This is a genomic window from Hymenobacter chitinivorans DSM 11115, assembly GCF_002797555.1.
Taxonomy (GTDB): domain Bacteria; phylum Bacteroidota; class Bacteroidia; order Cytophagales; family Hymenobacteraceae; genus Hymenobacter; species Hymenobacter chitinivorans.
Genome location: NZ_PGFA01000003.1, coordinates 383,372 through 400,696, shown reverse-complemented (window position 1 = coordinate 400,696; position 17,325 = coordinate 383,372). Strand labels below are relative to the sequence as shown.

At 63.0% G+C, this 17,325-nt stretch carries 13 protein-coding genes; 9 read left to right on the top strand and 4 right to left on the bottom strand.

Going from position 1 to position 17,325, the window contains the following annotated elements; genetic code table 11:
- The first annotated feature begins 297 nt into the window (after nt 1-297).
- Both CLV45_RS18610 and CLV45_RS18605 read left to right on the top strand, forming a co-directional pair.
- Nucleotides 298-3,858, top strand: coding sequence for a PQQ-dependent sugar dehydrogenase (locus CLV45_RS18610; RefSeq protein ID WP_100337979.1), 3,561 nt, complete (start codon nt 298-300; stop codon nt 3,856-3,858).
- A gap of 141 nt (nt 3,859-3,999) precedes the next feature.
- Nucleotides 4,000-4,506, top strand: a complete 507-nt coding sequence (locus tag CLV45_RS18605) for a GNAT family N-acetyltransferase (RefSeq protein WP_100337978.1) — start codon at nt 4,000-4,002, stop codon at nt 4,504-4,506.
- A gap of 23 nt (nt 4,507-4,529) precedes the next feature.
- Here the strand turns inward: CLV45_RS18605 and CLV45_RS18600 are convergent, their stop codons facing one another.
- Both CLV45_RS18600 and CLV45_RS18595 read right to left on the bottom strand, forming a co-directional pair.
- Nucleotides 4,530-5,225, bottom strand: coding sequence for a phosphatase PAP2 family protein (locus CLV45_RS18600; protein WP_100337977.1), 696 nt, complete (start codon nt 5,223-5,225; stop codon nt 4,530-4,532).
- Between the two features lie 183 nt (nt 5,226-5,408).
- On the bottom strand, nt 5,409-6,869 hold the full coding sequence (locus CLV45_RS18595) for an APC family permease (protein ID WP_100337976.1): 1,461 nt from the start codon (nt 6,867-6,869) through the stop codon (nt 5,409-5,411).
- A 111-nt stretch (nt 6,870-6,980) separates the two neighbouring features.
- Here CLV45_RS18595 and CLV45_RS18590 point away from each other — a divergent pair, with 111 nt between their 5' ends.
- From CLV45_RS18590 to CLV45_RS18570, 5 genes are all read left to right on the top strand, one after another.
- On the top strand, nt 6,981-7,922 hold the full coding sequence (locus CLV45_RS18590) for a cation diffusion facilitator family transporter (RefSeq protein ID WP_100337975.1): 942 nt from the start codon (nt 6,981-6,983) through the stop codon (nt 7,920-7,922).
- Between the two features lie 64 nt (nt 7,923-7,986).
- Nucleotides 7,987-8,955, top strand: a complete 969-nt coding sequence (locus CLV45_RS18585; RefSeq protein WP_170061896.1) for a cation diffusion facilitator family transporter — start codon at nt 7,987-7,989, stop codon at nt 8,953-8,955.
- Nucleotides 8,956-9,346: 391 nt separating this feature from the next.
- The gene (locus CLV45_RS18580) at nt 9,347-10,576 is read left to right on the top strand and encodes a glycoside hydrolase family 1 protein (RefSeq protein WP_100337974.1); all 1,230 of its coding nucleotides are present in this window, start codon (nt 9,347-9,349) and stop codon (nt 10,574-10,576) included.
- Between the two features lie 6 nt (nt 10,577-10,582).
- Complete coding sequence (locus tag CLV45_RS18575) at nt 10,583-11,305, top strand: phospholipase D-like domain-containing protein (RefSeq protein ID WP_100337973.1); 723 nt, start codon at nt 10,583-10,585, stop codon at nt 11,303-11,305.
- A 41-nt stretch (nt 11,306-11,346) separates the two neighbouring features.
- Complete coding sequence (locus tag CLV45_RS18570; RefSeq protein ID WP_100337972.1) at nt 11,347-11,859, top strand: methylated-DNA--[protein]-cysteine S-methyltransferase; 513 nt, start codon at nt 11,347-11,349, stop codon at nt 11,857-11,859.
- On the opposite strand, the gene CLV45_RS18565 is transcribed toward CLV45_RS18570, so the two are convergent.
- Nucleotides 11,856-12,740 (bottom strand): alpha/beta hydrolase, encoded by an 885-nt coding sequence (locus CLV45_RS18565; RefSeq protein ID WP_100337971.1) that lies wholly within the window; start codon nt 12,738-12,740, stop codon nt 11,856-11,858. The two genes, CLV45_RS18570 and CLV45_RS18565, sit on opposite strands and share 4 nt — an antisense overlap.
- 200 nt (nt 12,741-12,940) lie before the next feature.
- Here CLV45_RS18565 and CLV45_RS18560 point away from each other — a divergent pair, with 200 nt between their 5' ends.
- Together CLV45_RS18560 and CLV45_RS18555 are read left to right on the top strand one after the other, a co-directional pair.
- Nucleotides 12,941-13,660 (top strand): tetratricopeptide repeat protein, encoded by a 720-nt coding sequence (locus CLV45_RS18560; protein WP_100337970.1) that lies wholly within the window; start codon nt 12,941-12,943, stop codon nt 13,658-13,660.
- Nucleotides 13,661-13,766: 106 nt separating this feature from the next.
- Nucleotides 13,767-14,471, top strand: a complete 705-nt coding sequence (locus CLV45_RS18555) for an outer membrane beta-barrel protein (RefSeq protein WP_157807641.1) — start codon at nt 13,767-13,769, stop codon at nt 14,469-14,471.
- A 261-nt stretch (nt 14,472-14,732) separates the two neighbouring features.
- Here CLV45_RS18555 and CLV45_RS18550 read toward each other — a convergent pair whose 3' ends face one another.
- Complete coding sequence (locus CLV45_RS18550) at nt 14,733-17,183, bottom strand: M4 family metallopeptidase (protein WP_100337968.1); 2,451 nt, start codon at nt 17,181-17,183, stop codon at nt 14,733-14,735.
- Nucleotides 17,184-17,325: the final 142 nt, after the last annotated feature.

Genomic DNA, 17,325 nt, shown 5'->3' with positions numbered 1-17,325 from the left:
CCGGTACCAAGGACATTACGCTCTCTGTCTGGCACTTGACTACTGTTGAGCTCCCGCAACAATGACATAATCTTAACACCTCAACGCCGGGCCAAATGGCGGGCTTTGCTTATCTTCATTAGATATAGCTAATTCTTTCTTTTTGCAGCTCAACCGTAACAGGGCCATTGCGTTACGCTTGACTTGCTTGTGCCCCGCTGCTTTTTTCTCCTCTAACCACCGGTTTTGTACCGGCGGCGACTCACCTATTGTAAACCCGCTTCAGTCCTATGTTCCACAACCTCTACCAACTCCGCTATGAAAACACGTCTTCGTATTGGGCGGCCCACCGGCCGCCAGATCCGCCCGTCGACGGCTAAGCTGCAAACGGCCATACTGCTGATTCTGCTGAGCTTACTGGCCTTAACCACCGTCAACGGCCAAACCTTCCCGGCGGGCTTCAACCAGGTGCCAGTCAGCAGTGGCATCAGCAACCCCACAGTGCTAGCCTTCGTCCCCGACGGGCGCATTTTTGTGGGGGAGCAGGGCGGGGCCTTGCGCGTGATTAAAAATGGGGCCTTGCTGGCCACGCCGTTTGTGAGCCTCAGCGTAAATTCCAGCGGGGAGCGGGGCCTGATCGGCATCACCCTCGACCCCAGCTTCAGCTCCAACGGCTACGTCTACCTCTATTACACGGTGAGTACGGCGCCGGTGCACAACCGCATCAGCCGCTTCACGGCCGCCGGCGACGTAGCGGTGGCGGGCAGCGAGGTGGTTATCCTGGAGCTGGACCCGCTCAGCTCGGCTACCAACCACAACGGCGGAGCCATGAGCTTCGGGGCTGATGGCAAGCTCTACGTGGCCATCGGGGAAAACGCCAACGGTAGCAACGCCCAGAACCTGGACACCTACCACGGCAAGTTTCTGCGCATCAACCCCGACGGCTCGGTACCGGCCGGCAATCCCTTCGCTACGGGCTCCGAGCAGCGCCGCCGGGTGTGGAGCTACGGCTTGCGCAACCCCTACACCTTTGCCATTCACCCCACCACGGGCCGGATTTTTCTCAACGACGTCGGCCAGAACACCTGGGAGGAAATTGACGACGCTACCGCCGGCGGCCGCAATTTCGGCTGGCCCGCCACGGAAGGCGCGACCACCGCGGCCGGCGTCACGAGCCCGGTCTTCAGCTACCCCCACGGCACCGGCGACGGCAAGGGCTGCGCCATTACGGGCGGCACGTTCTTCACCCCGGCCAGCACCAACTACCCGGCCATCTATGCCGGCAAGTACTTTTACCAGGACTTGTGCAATCAGTGGATCAACTACATTGACTTGTCGGGTAGCACGCCGGTCCGCTCACCCTTTGCCACGGCCCTGCCCGGCAACGCCGTGGGCCTGACCACCGGCCCCGATGGCAACCTATATTACCTGAGTCGCAGCGCCGGGGCGTTGTATAAAGTAGTATACACGCCCTCGACCAGCATTCCCGTTATTACTGGTCAACCAGCCAACGTGAGCGTGCCCCCGGGGCAACCGGCTTCGTTTACGGTAACCGCCACCGGCACGGCCCCGCTGAGCTACCAGTGGCAGAAAAACGGCGTTAACATCACCGGGGCCACCAGTGCGACCTACACCATTGCCAGCGTAGCGGCTGCGGATGCCGGTCAGTACCGGGCCGTGGTAACCAATGCCGTGGGCTCAGCTACCAGCAATGCGGCTACGCTCACCGTGACGGCGCCTAACACGGCCCCCACGGCCCAGATTCTGACGCCGGCTGCGGGCACCACTTACGTGGCGGGCACCACCATTACCTTCTCCGCCGACGCTACGGATGCCGAGGATGGGGCATTGCCGGCCAGTGCCTTCAGCTGGCGAGTCGACTTTCACCACGACACCCACGTGCACGACGGCACGGCCTTCAACCAGGGCCTGAAAACGGGCTCCTTCGCCATTCCCAACACCGGCGAAACGGCGGCCAACGTGTGGTACCGCCTGTATCTGACCGTAACGGATGCCGGGGGCCTGAAAACCACCGTGTCCCGCGACATTTACCCCCGCACCTCGGTCTTGACCCTGGCTACCAACCCGGCCGGCTTGCGCCTCACCCTCGACGGGCAGCCCTTAACCACGCCGGCCACCATCACCAGCGTGGAAGGCATTCTGCGAACCTTGGGCGTGGTTAATCCCCAAACGGTGAACGGCGTGACCTACGAGTTTACGGGCTGGAGCCAGGGCGGGGCGGCCACCCAAACCCTGACCACGCCCACCGACGACGCCACGTACACGGCCAGCTTCCGGGTAGTGCCCGCAGGTCAGGCCGTTACCAGCTTCACGCTGTTCAACGCCGATACCGACCAGCCCATTGCCGGCTACGACCCACTGCCGGCCGGCGCCGTGCTCAACCTGGCAACGCTGCCCTCCCGCAACCTGAACATCCGGGCCAATACCAACCCGGCCACCGTGGGCAGCGTGCGGTTTGGCTACGATGCCAACGCCAGCTTCCGCACGGAAAACGTGGTGCCCTACGCCCTGGCCGGCGACAATGGTCCCACCGATTACCTGCCCTGGACGCCCGCCGTTGGCAGCCACACCCTGACGGCCACCCCCTACACCGCCACCGGCGCCACTGGCACGGCCGGCCAGGCCCTGACGGTGTCATTTACCGTGACGAATGCCGCGCCCCTGCGCACTCCCGAAAACCCCACCAATACCGTGGCGGGCCTCGATTATGGTTACTATGAAGGCTCCGGCTGGAGCGTGCTGCCTACCTTCTCGGCTTTGAGCCCCGTCAAAACGGGTTCGGTAACGAGCTTCGACCTGAGCCCCCGCACCCGGAACGACGACTTTGCCTTCCGCTACACCGGCTACGTGCGCGTGCCCACCGACGGCGTGTATACCTTCTACACCACTTCCGACGATGGCAGCCAGCTGTTCATTGGCAACCAACTGGTAGTCAACAACGATGGACTGCACGGCGCCGCGGAGAAGTCGGGCACGATTGGGTTACGGGCGGGCCTCCACGCGCTGACGGTTACCTTCTTCGAACGGACCGGAGCCGAAGTGCTGGGCGTAAGCTACGCGGGTCCGGGCCTGGTCAAGCAAGCCGTACCGGCGGCGGCACTCGCCCGACCGGGCAATGCCGTAGCAGCCGTTTATCTATCTGACCTTGCCTGGGTAGCGGCTGGTAGCGGCTGGGGACCAGCAGAGCGTGACGGCAGCAACGGGGAGCAAGACCCCGGGGACGGCAAAACGCTGAGCCTGGGGGGAGTCTCGTACGCCAAAGGTCTGGGTGTGCACGCTTCCTCCGACATCGTGTATGCCCTGAACGGGGCGTATTCCCGCTTTCTGTCCGACGTGGGCGTGGATGATGAAGTAGGCAATAATGGCACGGTAAATTTCCTGGTATACCTGGATGGCGTCCTGGCGTACACGAGCGGCCCGCGCAGCGGCAGTTCGGCCACCACCAGCCTGGACCTGGATGTAACCGGTAAAAACGAGCTGCGGCTGGTCGTTACCAACGCCGACAACGATAACAGCTACGACCACGCCGACTGGGCCGGGGCGCGTTTGGTGCCCACCGGGGGCGCGCAGACGGCCTTACGTACCCCGGTTGCCCGCCCCAATCTGCTACCATTCAATCTTTATCCCAACCCCGCTCGCTCTGCCGTGACCTTCAGCTTGCAGCTGCCCGAAGCCGGCCCCCTCCGGGTCACCGTGCGCGACGCGCTAGGCCGGCAGGTAGTGGATGCTACCCAGGCAGCGCCGGCCGGATATTCAGAGCAGAGCTTATCCTTGGAACGCTTGGCGCCGGGTCTGTACTTTGTAACGGTGCGGGCTGGTAGCCAAAGCAGCACCCAACGACTGGTGGTGAGCGAATAGCCCCGCCTTCTCCTGCTCAAGTTCAACAGGGCGAATCCGGTGGATTCGTCCTGTTGAGTTTTTAGGCTCTATTGTTCCTGGCACCCCATGCGGCAGGTGTAAGCTGAATAGTGTATGTTCAGGCCGCCAAAACTGCCCCCTATGCCCGCTATTCGCCTTGCTACTCCCGCCGACGTTCCTGCCATCCTGAACCTAGTGCGCCGCGTGGTGCCGCTGATGCAGGCCAGCGGCAACCAGCAGTGGTCCGCTGACTACCCCAACGAGGCAGTGTTTCAGGATGATATTGCCCGGCAGCAGCTCTGGGTAGCCGAGTCAGACGCACAAATAGTCGGGGTGGCTGCCCTTACCCAGGACCAGGACGAAGAATATGCCCAAGCCGACTGGGACCCCACCGAAACGGCCATTGTCACGCACCGCCTGGCCGTAGACCCCGCGGCCCAGGGCCAGGGGGTAGCGGCCGCGTTGCTGGCCCAGGCCGAGGAGCTGGCCCGGGCGCGGGGCCTGAAGTCGCTTAGGGTGGATACCAACTCGGAAAACACGGCTACTCAGCGGCTATTTCCGAAGCTGGGGTATCGGTTTGCGGGCGAAATCACGCTGGGCTTTCGGCCGGGGCTGCGGTTTTTCTGTTATGAAAAGCGGCTTATTTAACGTTCAGGACGGTAACGCTTAACTTACCCAAAGAAGTAGCTGGCCAGGCTCCGGACGCTGTCGAAGAGCTCGTCGAGCTGGTAGGTCATCAGAAACAGGGCCGCGTAAAACGGGCTGGGGTGGAGCTGCTGCCAGCGCAGCAGGGGCGTAAAAAGCCGGTCGCGCACCGGGGCGTAGTTGGTAGCGCAGGCCGATAAAACGCCCAGCAGGGCTCCGGCCAGGATGTCGGTGGGATAGTGCAGGCCCAGGTACACCCGGGGCAGGCAAATCATGAAGGTGGCGTAGAGCAGGGCCAGCACGCCCAGGCGGCGCGAAACAAAGCAAAAGCCGGTAGCCAGGGCGAAAAACAGCGTGGCATGGTCACTGGGAAAGGAGTTGCTGTGGTCGGTGATATTGGCCAGGCCCGGAAACTGCTGGGCCAGGTGCAGCTCCGGATTGTGAATGGGCCGGGCCCGGAACGGCACGGTATGGGTGGCGAAGCGGGCCACGCCCATGGCCAGCAGGCAGCCCCCCAAGATGGCCAGCAACGTTTTGCGCAGCGGAAAGTCGGTGTCGGTGCTGCCCTGCTGAAACCATAGCCACCAGAGCATGATGGTAAATACCCCGCCCTTGAACAGGTTGTTTTCGCTGAGCATTATCATCAGACTATCAAAGCTGGGGGAGTGCCGCAGAAAATGATCGAGGCTAACCAGGAGGGTGTGGTCGAGAGCAGGAAGCATAGCTTAAAAACTCTTGTTGCAGTGGATGGGAGGGAGGAAACAGCCATCTATTTACTAATAATTTTTATATAAATTATTATAAAGATTATATAAAATTTTAAGTTGGTTTTACTATTCGTAGGACCAGGAGTATGCTCCGACAACGGCAAACTGGGCGCGGTACTAGCCGCAGCCAAACCGGCGTTACCCGCGCTTGGCTTCGGCCGGAATTTCCTGCTGGCCCGGCAAAAACGGCCACTGCCGCCGCTGTCGGCTCCAAAGCAGAAAGGCTACCGTACCCAGGGCCATCATGCCCAGGGCGGCCAGCTGAAAATACAGCCGGAAATGCCGGCCGCCCCACTCTACTTCTACCGGCGCAATGCCCCAGAACACGGCCAGCCACACCCCAATGGCCAGCACTACGGGCAGCGGATAAAGCGGCATACGGAAGGGCAGCCCGGCCGTGCCGCGCCGACGGCGCAGCAGCATGAGGCCCACGGCCTGGCCCACAAACTGCACCAGGATGCGCATGGCCAGAATGGCCGAAATAACCTCGCCCAGCCGAAACAGCAAACTGAACACGAAGCCCACGCCGCCCAGCAGCAAGAGCGACACGTAGGGGAAATCTTTGGTGGGGTGGAGCTTGCCGAAGATGGGGAGAAATTCGCCGTCGGCCGCCGCCGCGTACGGAATGCGGGAGTAGCCCAGCAGCACCGCAAATAGCGAGGCAAAGGCCACCAGCAAGACCAGGCCCGTGGCCACCGTGGCGGCGGCCGGCCCGTAGAGCCGCTCGACGAACACGCTGACGATAAACTGCGACTTATCCCCGGCCCCGGCCTGCCAGGCCTGCACCTCCTGCCAGGGAATCACGGTGCCCACGCTCCAGTTGAGCAGCAGATACAAAGCCGCAATGCCCAGGATGCTCAGGAAAATACTGCGCGGAATCACGCGCTGCGGCTCCCGGATTTCGGCGCCCAGGTGACACACGTTGTAATAGCCCAGGTAGGAATAGATGGTCTTGACGGCCGCCTGCCCCATGGCCACCGACAGCAGCAGGCCCGGCAGCACCGGCAGCCCGCCCGTGGGAAAAATATCGACGTGGTGGTTAGCGTGAGTTACGCCGCCCACTATCAGCCAGCCCATGAGGCCCAGTACGCCCACCCACAACGCCACGCCCAGCTTGCCGATGTCCTCGATGCGGCGGTAAAGCAGCACAATGAGCAGCAACACCACCGTGCCGGCCACCAGCTTGGGCTGCCACCACTCGGGCAGGGGCACCAGGTAGCCGAAGTACTGGGCAAAGCCGATGGCGCCCGAGGCCAGCACCAGCGGCGACTGAATCAGGGTCTGCCAGACGTAAAGAAACGACATGTAGCGGCCCCATTTCTGCTCGCCGTAGGCCAGCTTGAGAAACTTATAGGAGCCCCCGGCCTCGGGGTAAGCCGCCCCCAATTCACTCCAGATCAGCCCGTCGACGGAGGCCAGGGCCGCGCCCACCAGCCAGGCCAGCAGGAAGTTGGGCCCCATCAGCCCCATCACCAGCGGCAGGGTCACGAAGGGGCCGATGCCGACCATGTCAATCATGTTCAGGGCCGTGGCCTGCACCAGGCCCAGGTTGCGGCGCAGCTGGGGCTGGGGAGTCGAGTCGGTAGAAGGTTGGGTCATAGAGGCGTAAAAGTCGGATAAAAGCGGATTGTTCAAAGCCGGGTGCTAACCTGCGCTCTGGCCAACGCGTACCACCGGTACTTCATCCTTTCTTCATCTTTCCTTCATCCTATGGCCGGAAGCTCCTCTAAGCTGGTTGTGTACGGGGCTATTGGGGCCAACGTCGCCATTGCCATTTCCAAATTCGTAGCCGCCTACTTCACGGGCTCCTCGGCCATGCTTTCCGAGGGAATTCACTCCCTGGTGGACAGCGGCAACGGCCTGCTGATTTTGTGGGGCCTGCACCGCAGTGAGCAGCCCGCCGACGAGCAGCACCCCTTCGGCCACAGCAAGGAGCTCTACTTCTGGACCGTCATCGTGGCCGTGCTGGTATTTTCGGTGGGCGGCGGCCTCTCGCTCTACAAGGGCTGGGAGCATATTCAGCAGCCCGCGCCCCTCTCCGACCCCACCTGGAACTATTGGGTGCTGGGCCTGGCCATGCTGTTTGAGGGCATAGCCTGCTTGCTGGCCTTCCGCGAGTTTCAGAAAACCCGCGGCAACGTGGGCTTCTGGCAGGCACTGCGGGCCAGCAAGGACCCGGCCGTGTTTGCCATTCTGCTCGAAGACCTGGCTGCCCTGGTAGGCCTGGTCATTGCCCTGGCCGGCGTGTTTTTCGGGCATCTGCTCCAGAACCTTTACCTCGACGGCGCGGCCTCGATGACCATCGGTCTGCTGCTGATTTGCATGGCCGTCTTTATGCTGCGCGAAGCCAAGGGCCTGCTCGTGGGCGAAGGCGTGGATGCCCCCACCCTGGCCCGCCTCAGCGCCCTGGCCGCCGCCGACCCGGCCGTGGCCCAGGTGCGCAACCCGCTTTCCATGTACCTGGGGCCCACCGACGCCTTTCTGGCCCTCGACGTGGAGTTTCGGCGGGAGTTGAGCGTGGTGGAGGTGGAGCAGGCCGTCGACCGGCTGCAGGACGCCGTGCGGGCCACTCACCCCGAGTTCCGGCGCATTTTTATCGAACCCAAAGTCCTGCCCGCGGCCCCGGCCCCCAACCAGCCGGGCCCGGCGTAATTCGGCAGGCCCTGACTACCTTCGCCCCGGCCCTGGGCGGCTTCCACAGCACTTTTTACTCCTTATGGCAGATCCTAATTCTTCAAAAACCGCCCTGTTCGGGGGCATTGCGGCCAACGTTGGCATTGCCGTTTCCAAATTCGTAGCCGCCTATTTCACGGGCTCCTCGGCCATGCTTTCCGAAGGAATTCACTCCCTGGTAGACAGCGGCAACGGTGTGCTGCTGCTCTACGGCATCAAGCAAAGCCAGAAGCCGGCCGACCGGCGCCACCCCTTCGGGCGCAGCAAGGAGCAGTACTTCTGGGGCCTAATTGTGGCCGTGCTGATTTTTGCCATCGGCGGCGGTATGTCGTTTTATGAGGGCATCAAGCACATCGAGCACCCCGAGCCCCTCACCGACCCGCTCTGGAACTACATCGTGCTGGGCGTGGCCATCCTGTTTGAGGGCTGGGCCTTCTGGCTGGCCGCCAAAGCCCTGACTCAGGCCGGTGCCGGCAGCGGGCTGGGCTTCTGGGGGCAGCTGCGCACGAGCAAGGACCCGGCGGTGTTTGCCTCGGTGCTCGAAAACCTGGCCGCGCTGGTGGGCCTGGTGCTGGCGCTGCTGGGTGTGTACTTCGGCCACGCCCTGAACAACCCCTACTTCGACGGCGGCGCCTCGGTGGCCATCGGGCTGCTGCTGATGCTGGTGGCCGTGTTCCTGGTGAGCCGCACGAAAGGCCTGCTGGTGGGCACCGGTGTCGACGACGCCACCATCGACAGCGTGATGAGCATCGTGAGCCGGCAGCCCGGCGTGGAGCAGGTGCGCCCCCCGCTGACGATGTACCTGGGCCCGGCCGACGTGGTGCTGGCCCTCGACGTGGATTTTCACGACCATCTCTCGGCCGTGGAAGTGGAAGTAGCCGTGGCCTCGTTGCAGGACCACCTGCGGGCGGCCCATCCCGAGTTCAAGCGCATTTTCGTGGAAGCCAAGAGCCTGACCGGCAAGGACCGGGATACGGAGCTGCCCACCAACCAGGTAACACCCCAGATTTAAGGCCGGAAAAGCGGGCGGTTACGTAGCCACTTGATTAGGTATACAAAGTTTTGAAACGACCAGCATGCATACCGAATAGGTATACATACTGGTCGTTTTGGCTATGGCGGCTACCCGCTGGGTATACGCATCTATTATTTTTATTAGTGTTTATACCAGTATGGTATCCATCTGGAATAAAATTAGTGAAGCGCATACCATCGTAGCCCGCCCGCTTTATCGTGGCCTGAAGCCTAGTTATGGGGCTTGGTAAGCGCCTGCCGCGGCTGGCTTGCCTCTGCAGGGGGCGGGGTAAGCCCAACCAATCCAGCCGTTTTGAGGTACATTAGGCAGTAGTCGGGCTTGGCAAGGCCGGGCTGCCGCCTTATTTTGCCCGTAAAACCCTGCGCTTATGACGTCTTCCGCTACGACGCACACGAATCCGTTTCGCTCTTTCTGGATGGGTGGCTTTGAATGCACCGACCAGCTCAATGCCTTCGGGCACCGGGTTGATTTCCTGACCCTGACCGGCCACCTGCAGCGCCTCGACGCCGATTACCAGGACCTGCAACCCTTCAATATCGGCAGCGTGCGGGAAGGCATCCGCTGGAGCCAGGTCGAGAAAGTACCGTATCAGTACGACTGGAGCACGGTGCAAGTCATGCTCGACGCGGGCCGGCGCCACGGCATTCAGCAGATCTGGGACCTGTGCCACTTCGGCTACCCCGACGATTTGACGCCCCTGCACCCTATGTTTGCCCGCCGCTTTGCCCACCTCTGCCGGGCTTTCGTGGAGTTTTACCGCGGCCAGCGCCCCGACGATACGCTCATCGTGACGCCCATCAACGAGGTGAGCTTCATGAGCTGGCTGGGCGGCGACGTGCGCGGCACCTCGCCCTACTGCGTGGGCCAGGGCTGGGAAGTGAAGCGCGGCCTGATGCGGGCCTACATTGAAGGCGTGGCCGCCCTGCGCGAAGCCGACCCGGGCATCCGCATCCTGACCACCGAGCCCCTGATTCACATCGTGGCCGCGCCCGGCGCCGACGCCCACCTGCGGCAGCGGGCCCGAGAGTTCGACGAAAACCAGTTTCAGGCCGTCGATATGCTGTCTGGCCGCCTCTGCCCCGACCTGGGCGGGCGCCCCGAATTCCTCGATTTGCTAGGCTTTAACTATTACTACGACAACCAGTGGCAGCTCGACCCGCACCAGACCCTGCCCTGGGCCAACGACTTCAACGACCCGCGCTTCCGGCCCCTGAGCTTCCTGCTGACCCGGGCCTGGCAGCGCTACCAGCGCCCCGTGGTGCTCACCGAAACCAGCCACCCCGGCATCGACCGGCCCGCCTGGATTGAGATGATCGGGCGGGAGTGCGCGGCGGCTTTGCAGGCCGGCGTGCCCGTATTCGGGGCCTGCCTCTACCCCATTATCGACCGGCCCGACTGGGACCACCTCACGCCCTGGCACCGCGCCGGCCTCTGGGACGCCGACACTACCGCCCCCGACCCCGGCCTGACCCGCGTGCTGGACGCGGCTTATGCCGAAGCCCTGCTTCAGGCCCAGGAAACCGTGTCGGCCGCTATTCCCAAGCCTATTACGCTCGTTACGGAGTCGGATGTGGCCTTGTCGTTGTCGTTAACCTAACCCGGTATGAGCGCCTCTTCCTCCGACGCCGCGGGCACACGGGCCCTGCTGCGGCAATTTGAGCAGTCCTTTGCCGATTCAACCTTGTCGGTGGCCGAGGCGCGGGCCCTGCGCAGCCGCCTGGCCGCCCACGGGCAGCAGGGCCCGGCCCTGACGACGCTGCGCCAGCAGCTGTTTGCCCTGGCCCGGGAGCGGTTCAACTCGTTTGAGGACAAGGCCGTGGTGGAGTGGCTGGAAGCGGCCAGCGCCCTGCTGCTGCCCCTGGCCCCGCCCCAGCCGGCCCAGACCGCCGTGCATTTCAGCCCCGGCACCGAGTGCGTGGACGCCATCCGGCAGTTTATCAGCCACGCCGCCCACCAGCTCGACGTGTGCGTGTTCACCATTTCGGATGACCGGATTACCGACTCCCTGCTGGCCGCCCACCGCCGGGGCGTGACTATCCGCCTGCTCACCGACAACGACAAGCTCTTCGACCGGGGCTCCGACATCCGGCAGCTGCAGGCCAACGGCATTCCCGTCCGCATCGACCAGACCACGGACCATATGCACCACAAGTTTGCCCTGGCCGACCGGCGCCTGGTGCTTACGGGCAGCTACAACTGGACCCGCTCGGCGGCTACGGCCAACCTGGAAAACCTGCTCATCACCGACGATACCACGGCCGTGGCGCGCTACCAGGGCGAGTTTGAGCGGCTCTGGGCCGCAATGACAGTCTTCGAGGGCCACTAATTCCGACGGCCGCACTACGTTACCAGCGTTATCTTTGCGCCATGCCCGCTCCTGCCCCCGACTACGCCTATTCCTACCTGCCCACGCCCATCGGCCAGCTGGAACTGCGGGGCTCAGAGGCCGGCCTGGCCGCCGTGACCTTTCTGGACGAAGCCCAGTCCCAGCCCAATACCGCCGCGGCTGCTGTGCCGGCCTGCCTGCGGGAGGCCCACCAGCAGCTGCAGGCCTACTTCGGGCGGGAGTTGCGCGACTTTTCCCTGGTGTATGACGTGGCCCGCGGCACCGAGTTTCAGCAGCGGGTGTGGCAGGTGTTGCAGCAGGTAGGCTACGGCCGCACGGCTTCCTACCTCGATTTGGCCCGCCTGCTAAACAACCCCGGCGCGGTGCGGGCCGTGGGCGCGGCCAACGGGCAGAATCCGCTGGCCATCGTCTGGCCCTGCCACCGCATCATCGGGGCCGGCGGGCAGCTCACGGGCTACGCTGGCGGCCTGCCCCGCAAAAAGTGGCTGCTGGCCCACGAGCAGCCGGCGGCCCAGACTTCACTGTTCGGCTAGCGGGCGGCCCCCACGAATTTGAGTAGCTCCTGGTAGACCACGTTGTTTTGCCAGTAGAGCTGCAGCACCATGGGCACGTGCTTTTTGCCGGGCAGCACCGAGAATTGCGGCTCCCGCCCCAGCCCTTTGAGCTTCTGCCGGAATTTCGCACTGCTGCTGCTAATCGAAGGGTAGGTTTCGCCGCCGACAAACATCAGAAAAGGCGGCGTGGCGGCCGTGACGTAGTACATCGGCGACACGGCTTTCCAGACGGCCGGGTCTTTGCCGAAGGGCACCAAATACTGCTCGTCGCCGCCGTACTGCATTTTGCGCAGGTAGTCGTACATATCCAGGCCCGCGGGGTCGTCGAGGATGGCGCCGCGCACGGGGTTGGTAGCCAGGCCCCGGCGGGTGAAAAGCGTGTTGTCGGCGGCCAGCAGCGCCGCCAGCCCGCCCCCGGCCGAGTGACCCATGGTAAAGAGCCGCTGCGGGTCGCCGCCGTACTGGGCAATGTGCTGGGTGGTCCAGATGACGGCCCGGGCGCAGTCGTCGGCCATGGCGGGCACCAGCACCGTGGGTGCCAGGCGGTAGTTGATAACGACGGCCACTACGCCCTGCTTGGCCAGGCGCCGCCCGATAAAGGAGTAAAAGTTCTTGTTGCCGCTGTTCCAGCTGCCGCCGTGAATGAACACGACTACCGGGTACGGCGCGGCCGCCTTACGGCGCGGGGCATACACGTCGAGGCGGTGCCGCTCGGCATCGAAGCCGGCTTCGGTGGTGGGCACGTAGGTTAGGTTAGCAAAGCGGCGACTGGGGCGGGCCTGAGCCATTTCGTGGGCCACGAGCACCAGTAATACTATCAATAACACGGCTGGCAGCGCCAGCAGGCGGGAAAAACGCATAAGAGCAGGAAGGAAGGCGAAGTTTGGGGCCGGGCACGGAACCCGGCGCGGGGCTATATACTTTACTAGCACGGCTACCGGTTTGGCCGCCGCGCTAGGACCAACGCGCCCGGCCGCGCCGGGTTGCCGGCAGCCCCTCTATATTTGCCTGCTGGCCTCGGCCTTGGCTCTTCGTTCTTTTCCCTCCGTTGCTCTTTCCCATGAAAAAATACCTGTTGCTCCTCGTCTGCGGCTTGGCCCTGGCCTCAGCCCCGGCGCACGCCCAGCGTAAAACCAAAGTCAAAGTAAAAACCGGCGAGGCAGGCTCGGCTGCCAACCGCCTGCTGCCGCTGTTCGGGGGCTTGTCGGTGGAAGCAGCCCAGCAGCTGGCGGGTCCGGCTTTCCTGGCCGACATTGACCGCAATTTCCCGTCGCGCACCGAAGCCAGCAAGTTCTTTTCTACCAAGGGCTACGAGTACCTCACCGAAAACCAGGCCGACACGGCTCTGTACCGCTTTAACCTGGCCTGGCTGCTGGACCAGAAGAATGCCGATGCCTACCGGGGCCTGGGCGTTATTGCCAGCCGCAACCCCACCCCCGACGAGAGCATCAGCCTGCTGCTGCAGGGCCTGACGGTGGCGCCCACCAACGCGCTGATGCTCTCCGACCTGGGCACCAGCTACCTGATTCGGTACGGACAAACCAAAAAGAAAAAGGACCTTGACCAGGCCCAGCAGCAGCTCGAAAAGGCCCTGGCCGCCGACCCCAACAACGCCTACACCTGGCAGCAGATGGCCCGGGTGCACTACCTGCGCGAAGACTACGCCAAGGCCTGGGAGGCGGTGCACAAAGGCCAAAGCCTGAACGTGAGCAGCCTCGACCTGGACCTGGTTAGCGACCTATCCGCCAAGCTGCCCGACCCCCAGGGCATGTTCAAATAAGCTTCGCCGCGGCCCCGGTCAGCAACGGAAGGAGCTCGGCGTGCGTATTCGGGCTGCTCACCAACTGTATTTGGCCGTGAACTTTCGCCTGACTTTACTCGGCAGCTTGCTGCTTTTTTCGCTGTACGCGCACACTGCCGCGGCCCAGGGCCCGGAGCGCCGCCGCCGGCACTTTACCAACTCGGCCCGCCCTTACCACCGCGGGCCGGTGTATTTTACCCTGGGGGGCGGGGCCGCTTTTTATAATGGCGACTTGGCCGAAAGCTTTGCCGACAACCTGCCCGGCCCCAGCGGCAGCCTGGGCGTGCTCTACATGGTGCGGCCCCGGGTAATTGTGGGCAGTGAACTGTCGCTGTTTAAGCTTGGTGCCAAAGACCAGCTGCCGGAGCGGGGGTATGCTTTTCAGGGCAAAAACGGTGCCCTCACCGGCTTCGTACGCTACGAGCTAACCCGGGACGAGGCCGAGTTTGCCGATTCGCACGGGACGGCCTCCCTGATTAAACCCTACGTCAAGGCCGGCGTGGGGGTGCTGCTCTACACGCCCGAATCGTACATGGGCAACGGCCGCCCGGTGCCCAGCACAACTTTCCTGACCGCTGAGCGCAACGACTACCCGGCCACGGCCCTTATTGCGCCCGTGGGTCTGGGCCTCACGTTCCGTCTCTCGCCCCGGCTCAATGCCTCGGCCGAGGGCTCGTACTACTTTACTTCCACCGACCACCTCGACGACATCAGCCAGCGTGGCAATGCCACCCGCAACGACGGATTCGGCTTGCTGGAGCTCAAGCTGGAGTACTCGCCCTGGCAGTAAGGCTGCCGCGTTTACCACTATATCCAAACGCCCTCCCACGCACACCGGGGAGGGCGTTTTGCATCAGGCCAGGTATGCCTAGTACCTCTGCTAGCCATGGGCTGGACTTCGATAAAGCCCTGGGGCTGCCCTGTATCAGTTTTCCCCACGAGCCCAGGCCGCAGACGGCCCTACTAGAGTTCGACCGAAGCCCACCCCAACAAACGCAAAAAAGGCCCGTCAAGCGACGGGCCTTTTTCAATCCTTGGCAAGTAGACTCGCCTATTGCTTCACGAAGCGCTGACGGTAGGTCATCTGCCCGTCGCTCACGGTCAGGGTGTACATACCCTTGGCCAGGTTGGCCACGTTCAGTTGGCCGTTGCCTTCGTAGCGAGCGGCTTCGATTACGGCACCGCGTACGTCCATTACTTTCACCGAAACCACCTGCGCGTTGTTGGGCAGCGCGATGTTGAGCAGGTCGGTAGCGGGGTTGGGGTACACGTCGAACTGGGTCGAGGAGCTAACTGCCGAGATGCCATTCAGGCCGGCGAAGGCCGTGCCACCGCTGATGGTCACGCTGTAGTCTTCGGTTTCGCCGTAGCTGTAGGCGTTGCAGCTGGTCGTGGCCGAGTTGTCGCTCATCACTACCCGCATGCGGGTCTTGCCGTTCTTGGCCGTGGTGGGCACCGTGAAGGCAAAGCTGCGGGTGGCCGTCGAGGTGCTGGCAGCGGCGTTTACTACCAGTTCGCCGGCGTCGGTGAACAAGCCGTTCTGGTTGTAGTCGATGTACACTTTGAAGTACTCCGAGTAAGCCGTGCCCGTGAACCCAGCGCTAACGCTGATGGTCTGCGAGGTGCCGCCGGTCAGGGTGGGCGAAGTCAGGGCCGTGCCGTTGTAGTAGCCGGCGTCGGCGCCCGAAGTGCGGCTCAGCGTACCCAGGGCCACGTAGTCGATGTACTCATACGATACGCTGGTGCCTTTCGAGGTGCAATACGTCGGCGTGGTCGGCGTGGTGCCACCGCCGCCACCGTAGGCCGCGCCTACGCCCACGGCGTACCAAGCGTTGGTAACGGCCTGGACCTGAGCCGAACCAGCCCCGTAGAGGTCGGTAGCGGCCTGAATGGAATACGTGCGGGCTGAAGCGTAGTTCGACGAAGCCGTCAGGTACACGCTTTCGGTGCGGTAGGCAATTTTGGCGGCGGCGTCAATGCCCACGCCGGTTACGCTGAAAGCGCTGCCGATGTCGTTGGTGCCGCTGCCCCCCACGGCCACGCGGTAGAACCAGTGGTTCAGCACGCCGCTGTTGGTGTGTACTCCGCCGTAGTCGTTCGACTGGCTCGGAGCGGTGGTCGTAGCTTTCCAGTAGGTGCCTTTGTAGGTGTCGGGCTGGCCTTCGGCATTCGGGTTGCTCATCGAGCGCAGGCCGGGGCGCTGCTTGTCGATGTCTTCCCCAATCAGCCAGGTCGACTTGGTCAGGCCCAGCTGGGCGGCCGTGTAGGCTTCGATGGCGGCCCCCCAGATATCGGAGAAGCCTTCGTTCATGGCGCCCGACTCGTTCTGATACGTCAGGTTAGCCGTCTTTTCGCACACGGCGTGGCCGATTTCGTGGCCGCACACGTCCAGGGCCGTCAGGGGGCGGAAGCGGGTGGCTCCGTCGCCGTAGGTCATGACCGAGCCGTTCCAGTAGGCATTTTCGTAGCCCACGCCGTCACCGGGGGTGTCGTCGAAGTGCACGTAGCTCTTGATTTTGGCGTTGGCGTTGTCGTAGGAGCTGCGGCCGTGCACCAGCTTCCAGTAGTCGAACGTGGCCTGGGCGCCGAAGTGGGCGTCGCCGGCCACGTTGTCGAAGTTGGCGTTGTTGTACTCAGTCCAGCTGTTATCGGCGTCGGTGAAGTCCACGGCCGAGGTGTAGCTGTTGCCTTTGCGGCAGTTGTAGGTTTCGATGCCCAGGCCGCGGGTGTACTCGCGCAGGCGGTACTGGCCGGCTACTACCGTTTCGTTGGCCAACGAGCGGGTGCCGCTGTAGGCCGTAGCAAACGTAGCCGTAGCCGCCGTGTGCTTGATAATGGCATCCTGCAACACCACGGCGCCGGTGGCGGCATCCACGTAGACGTAGGCGCGGCTCAGGGGCTGCTGGGCGTAGATGTTGAACTTCCAGGCCAGCGTGGGCTTACCCGACTCCTGGTTGTTGACGATAACCAGCTCGCCCTGGGGCTTGTAGGTGGCGGCGGGGTTGTTTTCCTGCTCTTTCAGGCCGGCTTCCTCGCGGGCATCCTGCCACATGTATTTCTTGGCGCCCACAAACTGCAGGGCCGACTGCAACGCGGCCTGCGCGCTGAGGGCGGGCGTCACGTTCAGGTTGCTGATCCGCTCGAAGTTGCCGGTCATGCTCTGCACGGCGCCTTGCTTGGCGTGCAGCGTGTAGGCGGCGTGCTCTACTTTGATGCCTTTGTAGTACTGCTCGTAACGCTCGTGGGCATAACCCAGCTGGTCGATTTCCGTTTTGCTACGGAGCATCTGGTCATTGTTGCTCATCTGCAGCTGCTCGGCCAGGGCCTTACGGGCGTCGTTGAGCGTGTAAGCGGGAGCGTCAGCACGGAAGGCAATCAGTTCCAGGGTGCCTTTGTCCGATAGGACTTTCTGCTGAACGGTGGCTTTGTCTTGGGCCTGGGTGGTGGAGCAAGCAAGGCCGCTAGCCAGTAGCACAGCTACTGCCGAGTACTTTTTTTTCATGAATGTGTGGTTTGGAAGTGGGGAGAAAGGATGGGGTGCCGGGATGACTACCAAGCGTTAGCAAGGTAATAATTTCTTAACACCAGGCGCATTCTACTGAACATATCATCACAAGGTTCGCCATATCCATGAAATATTCGCA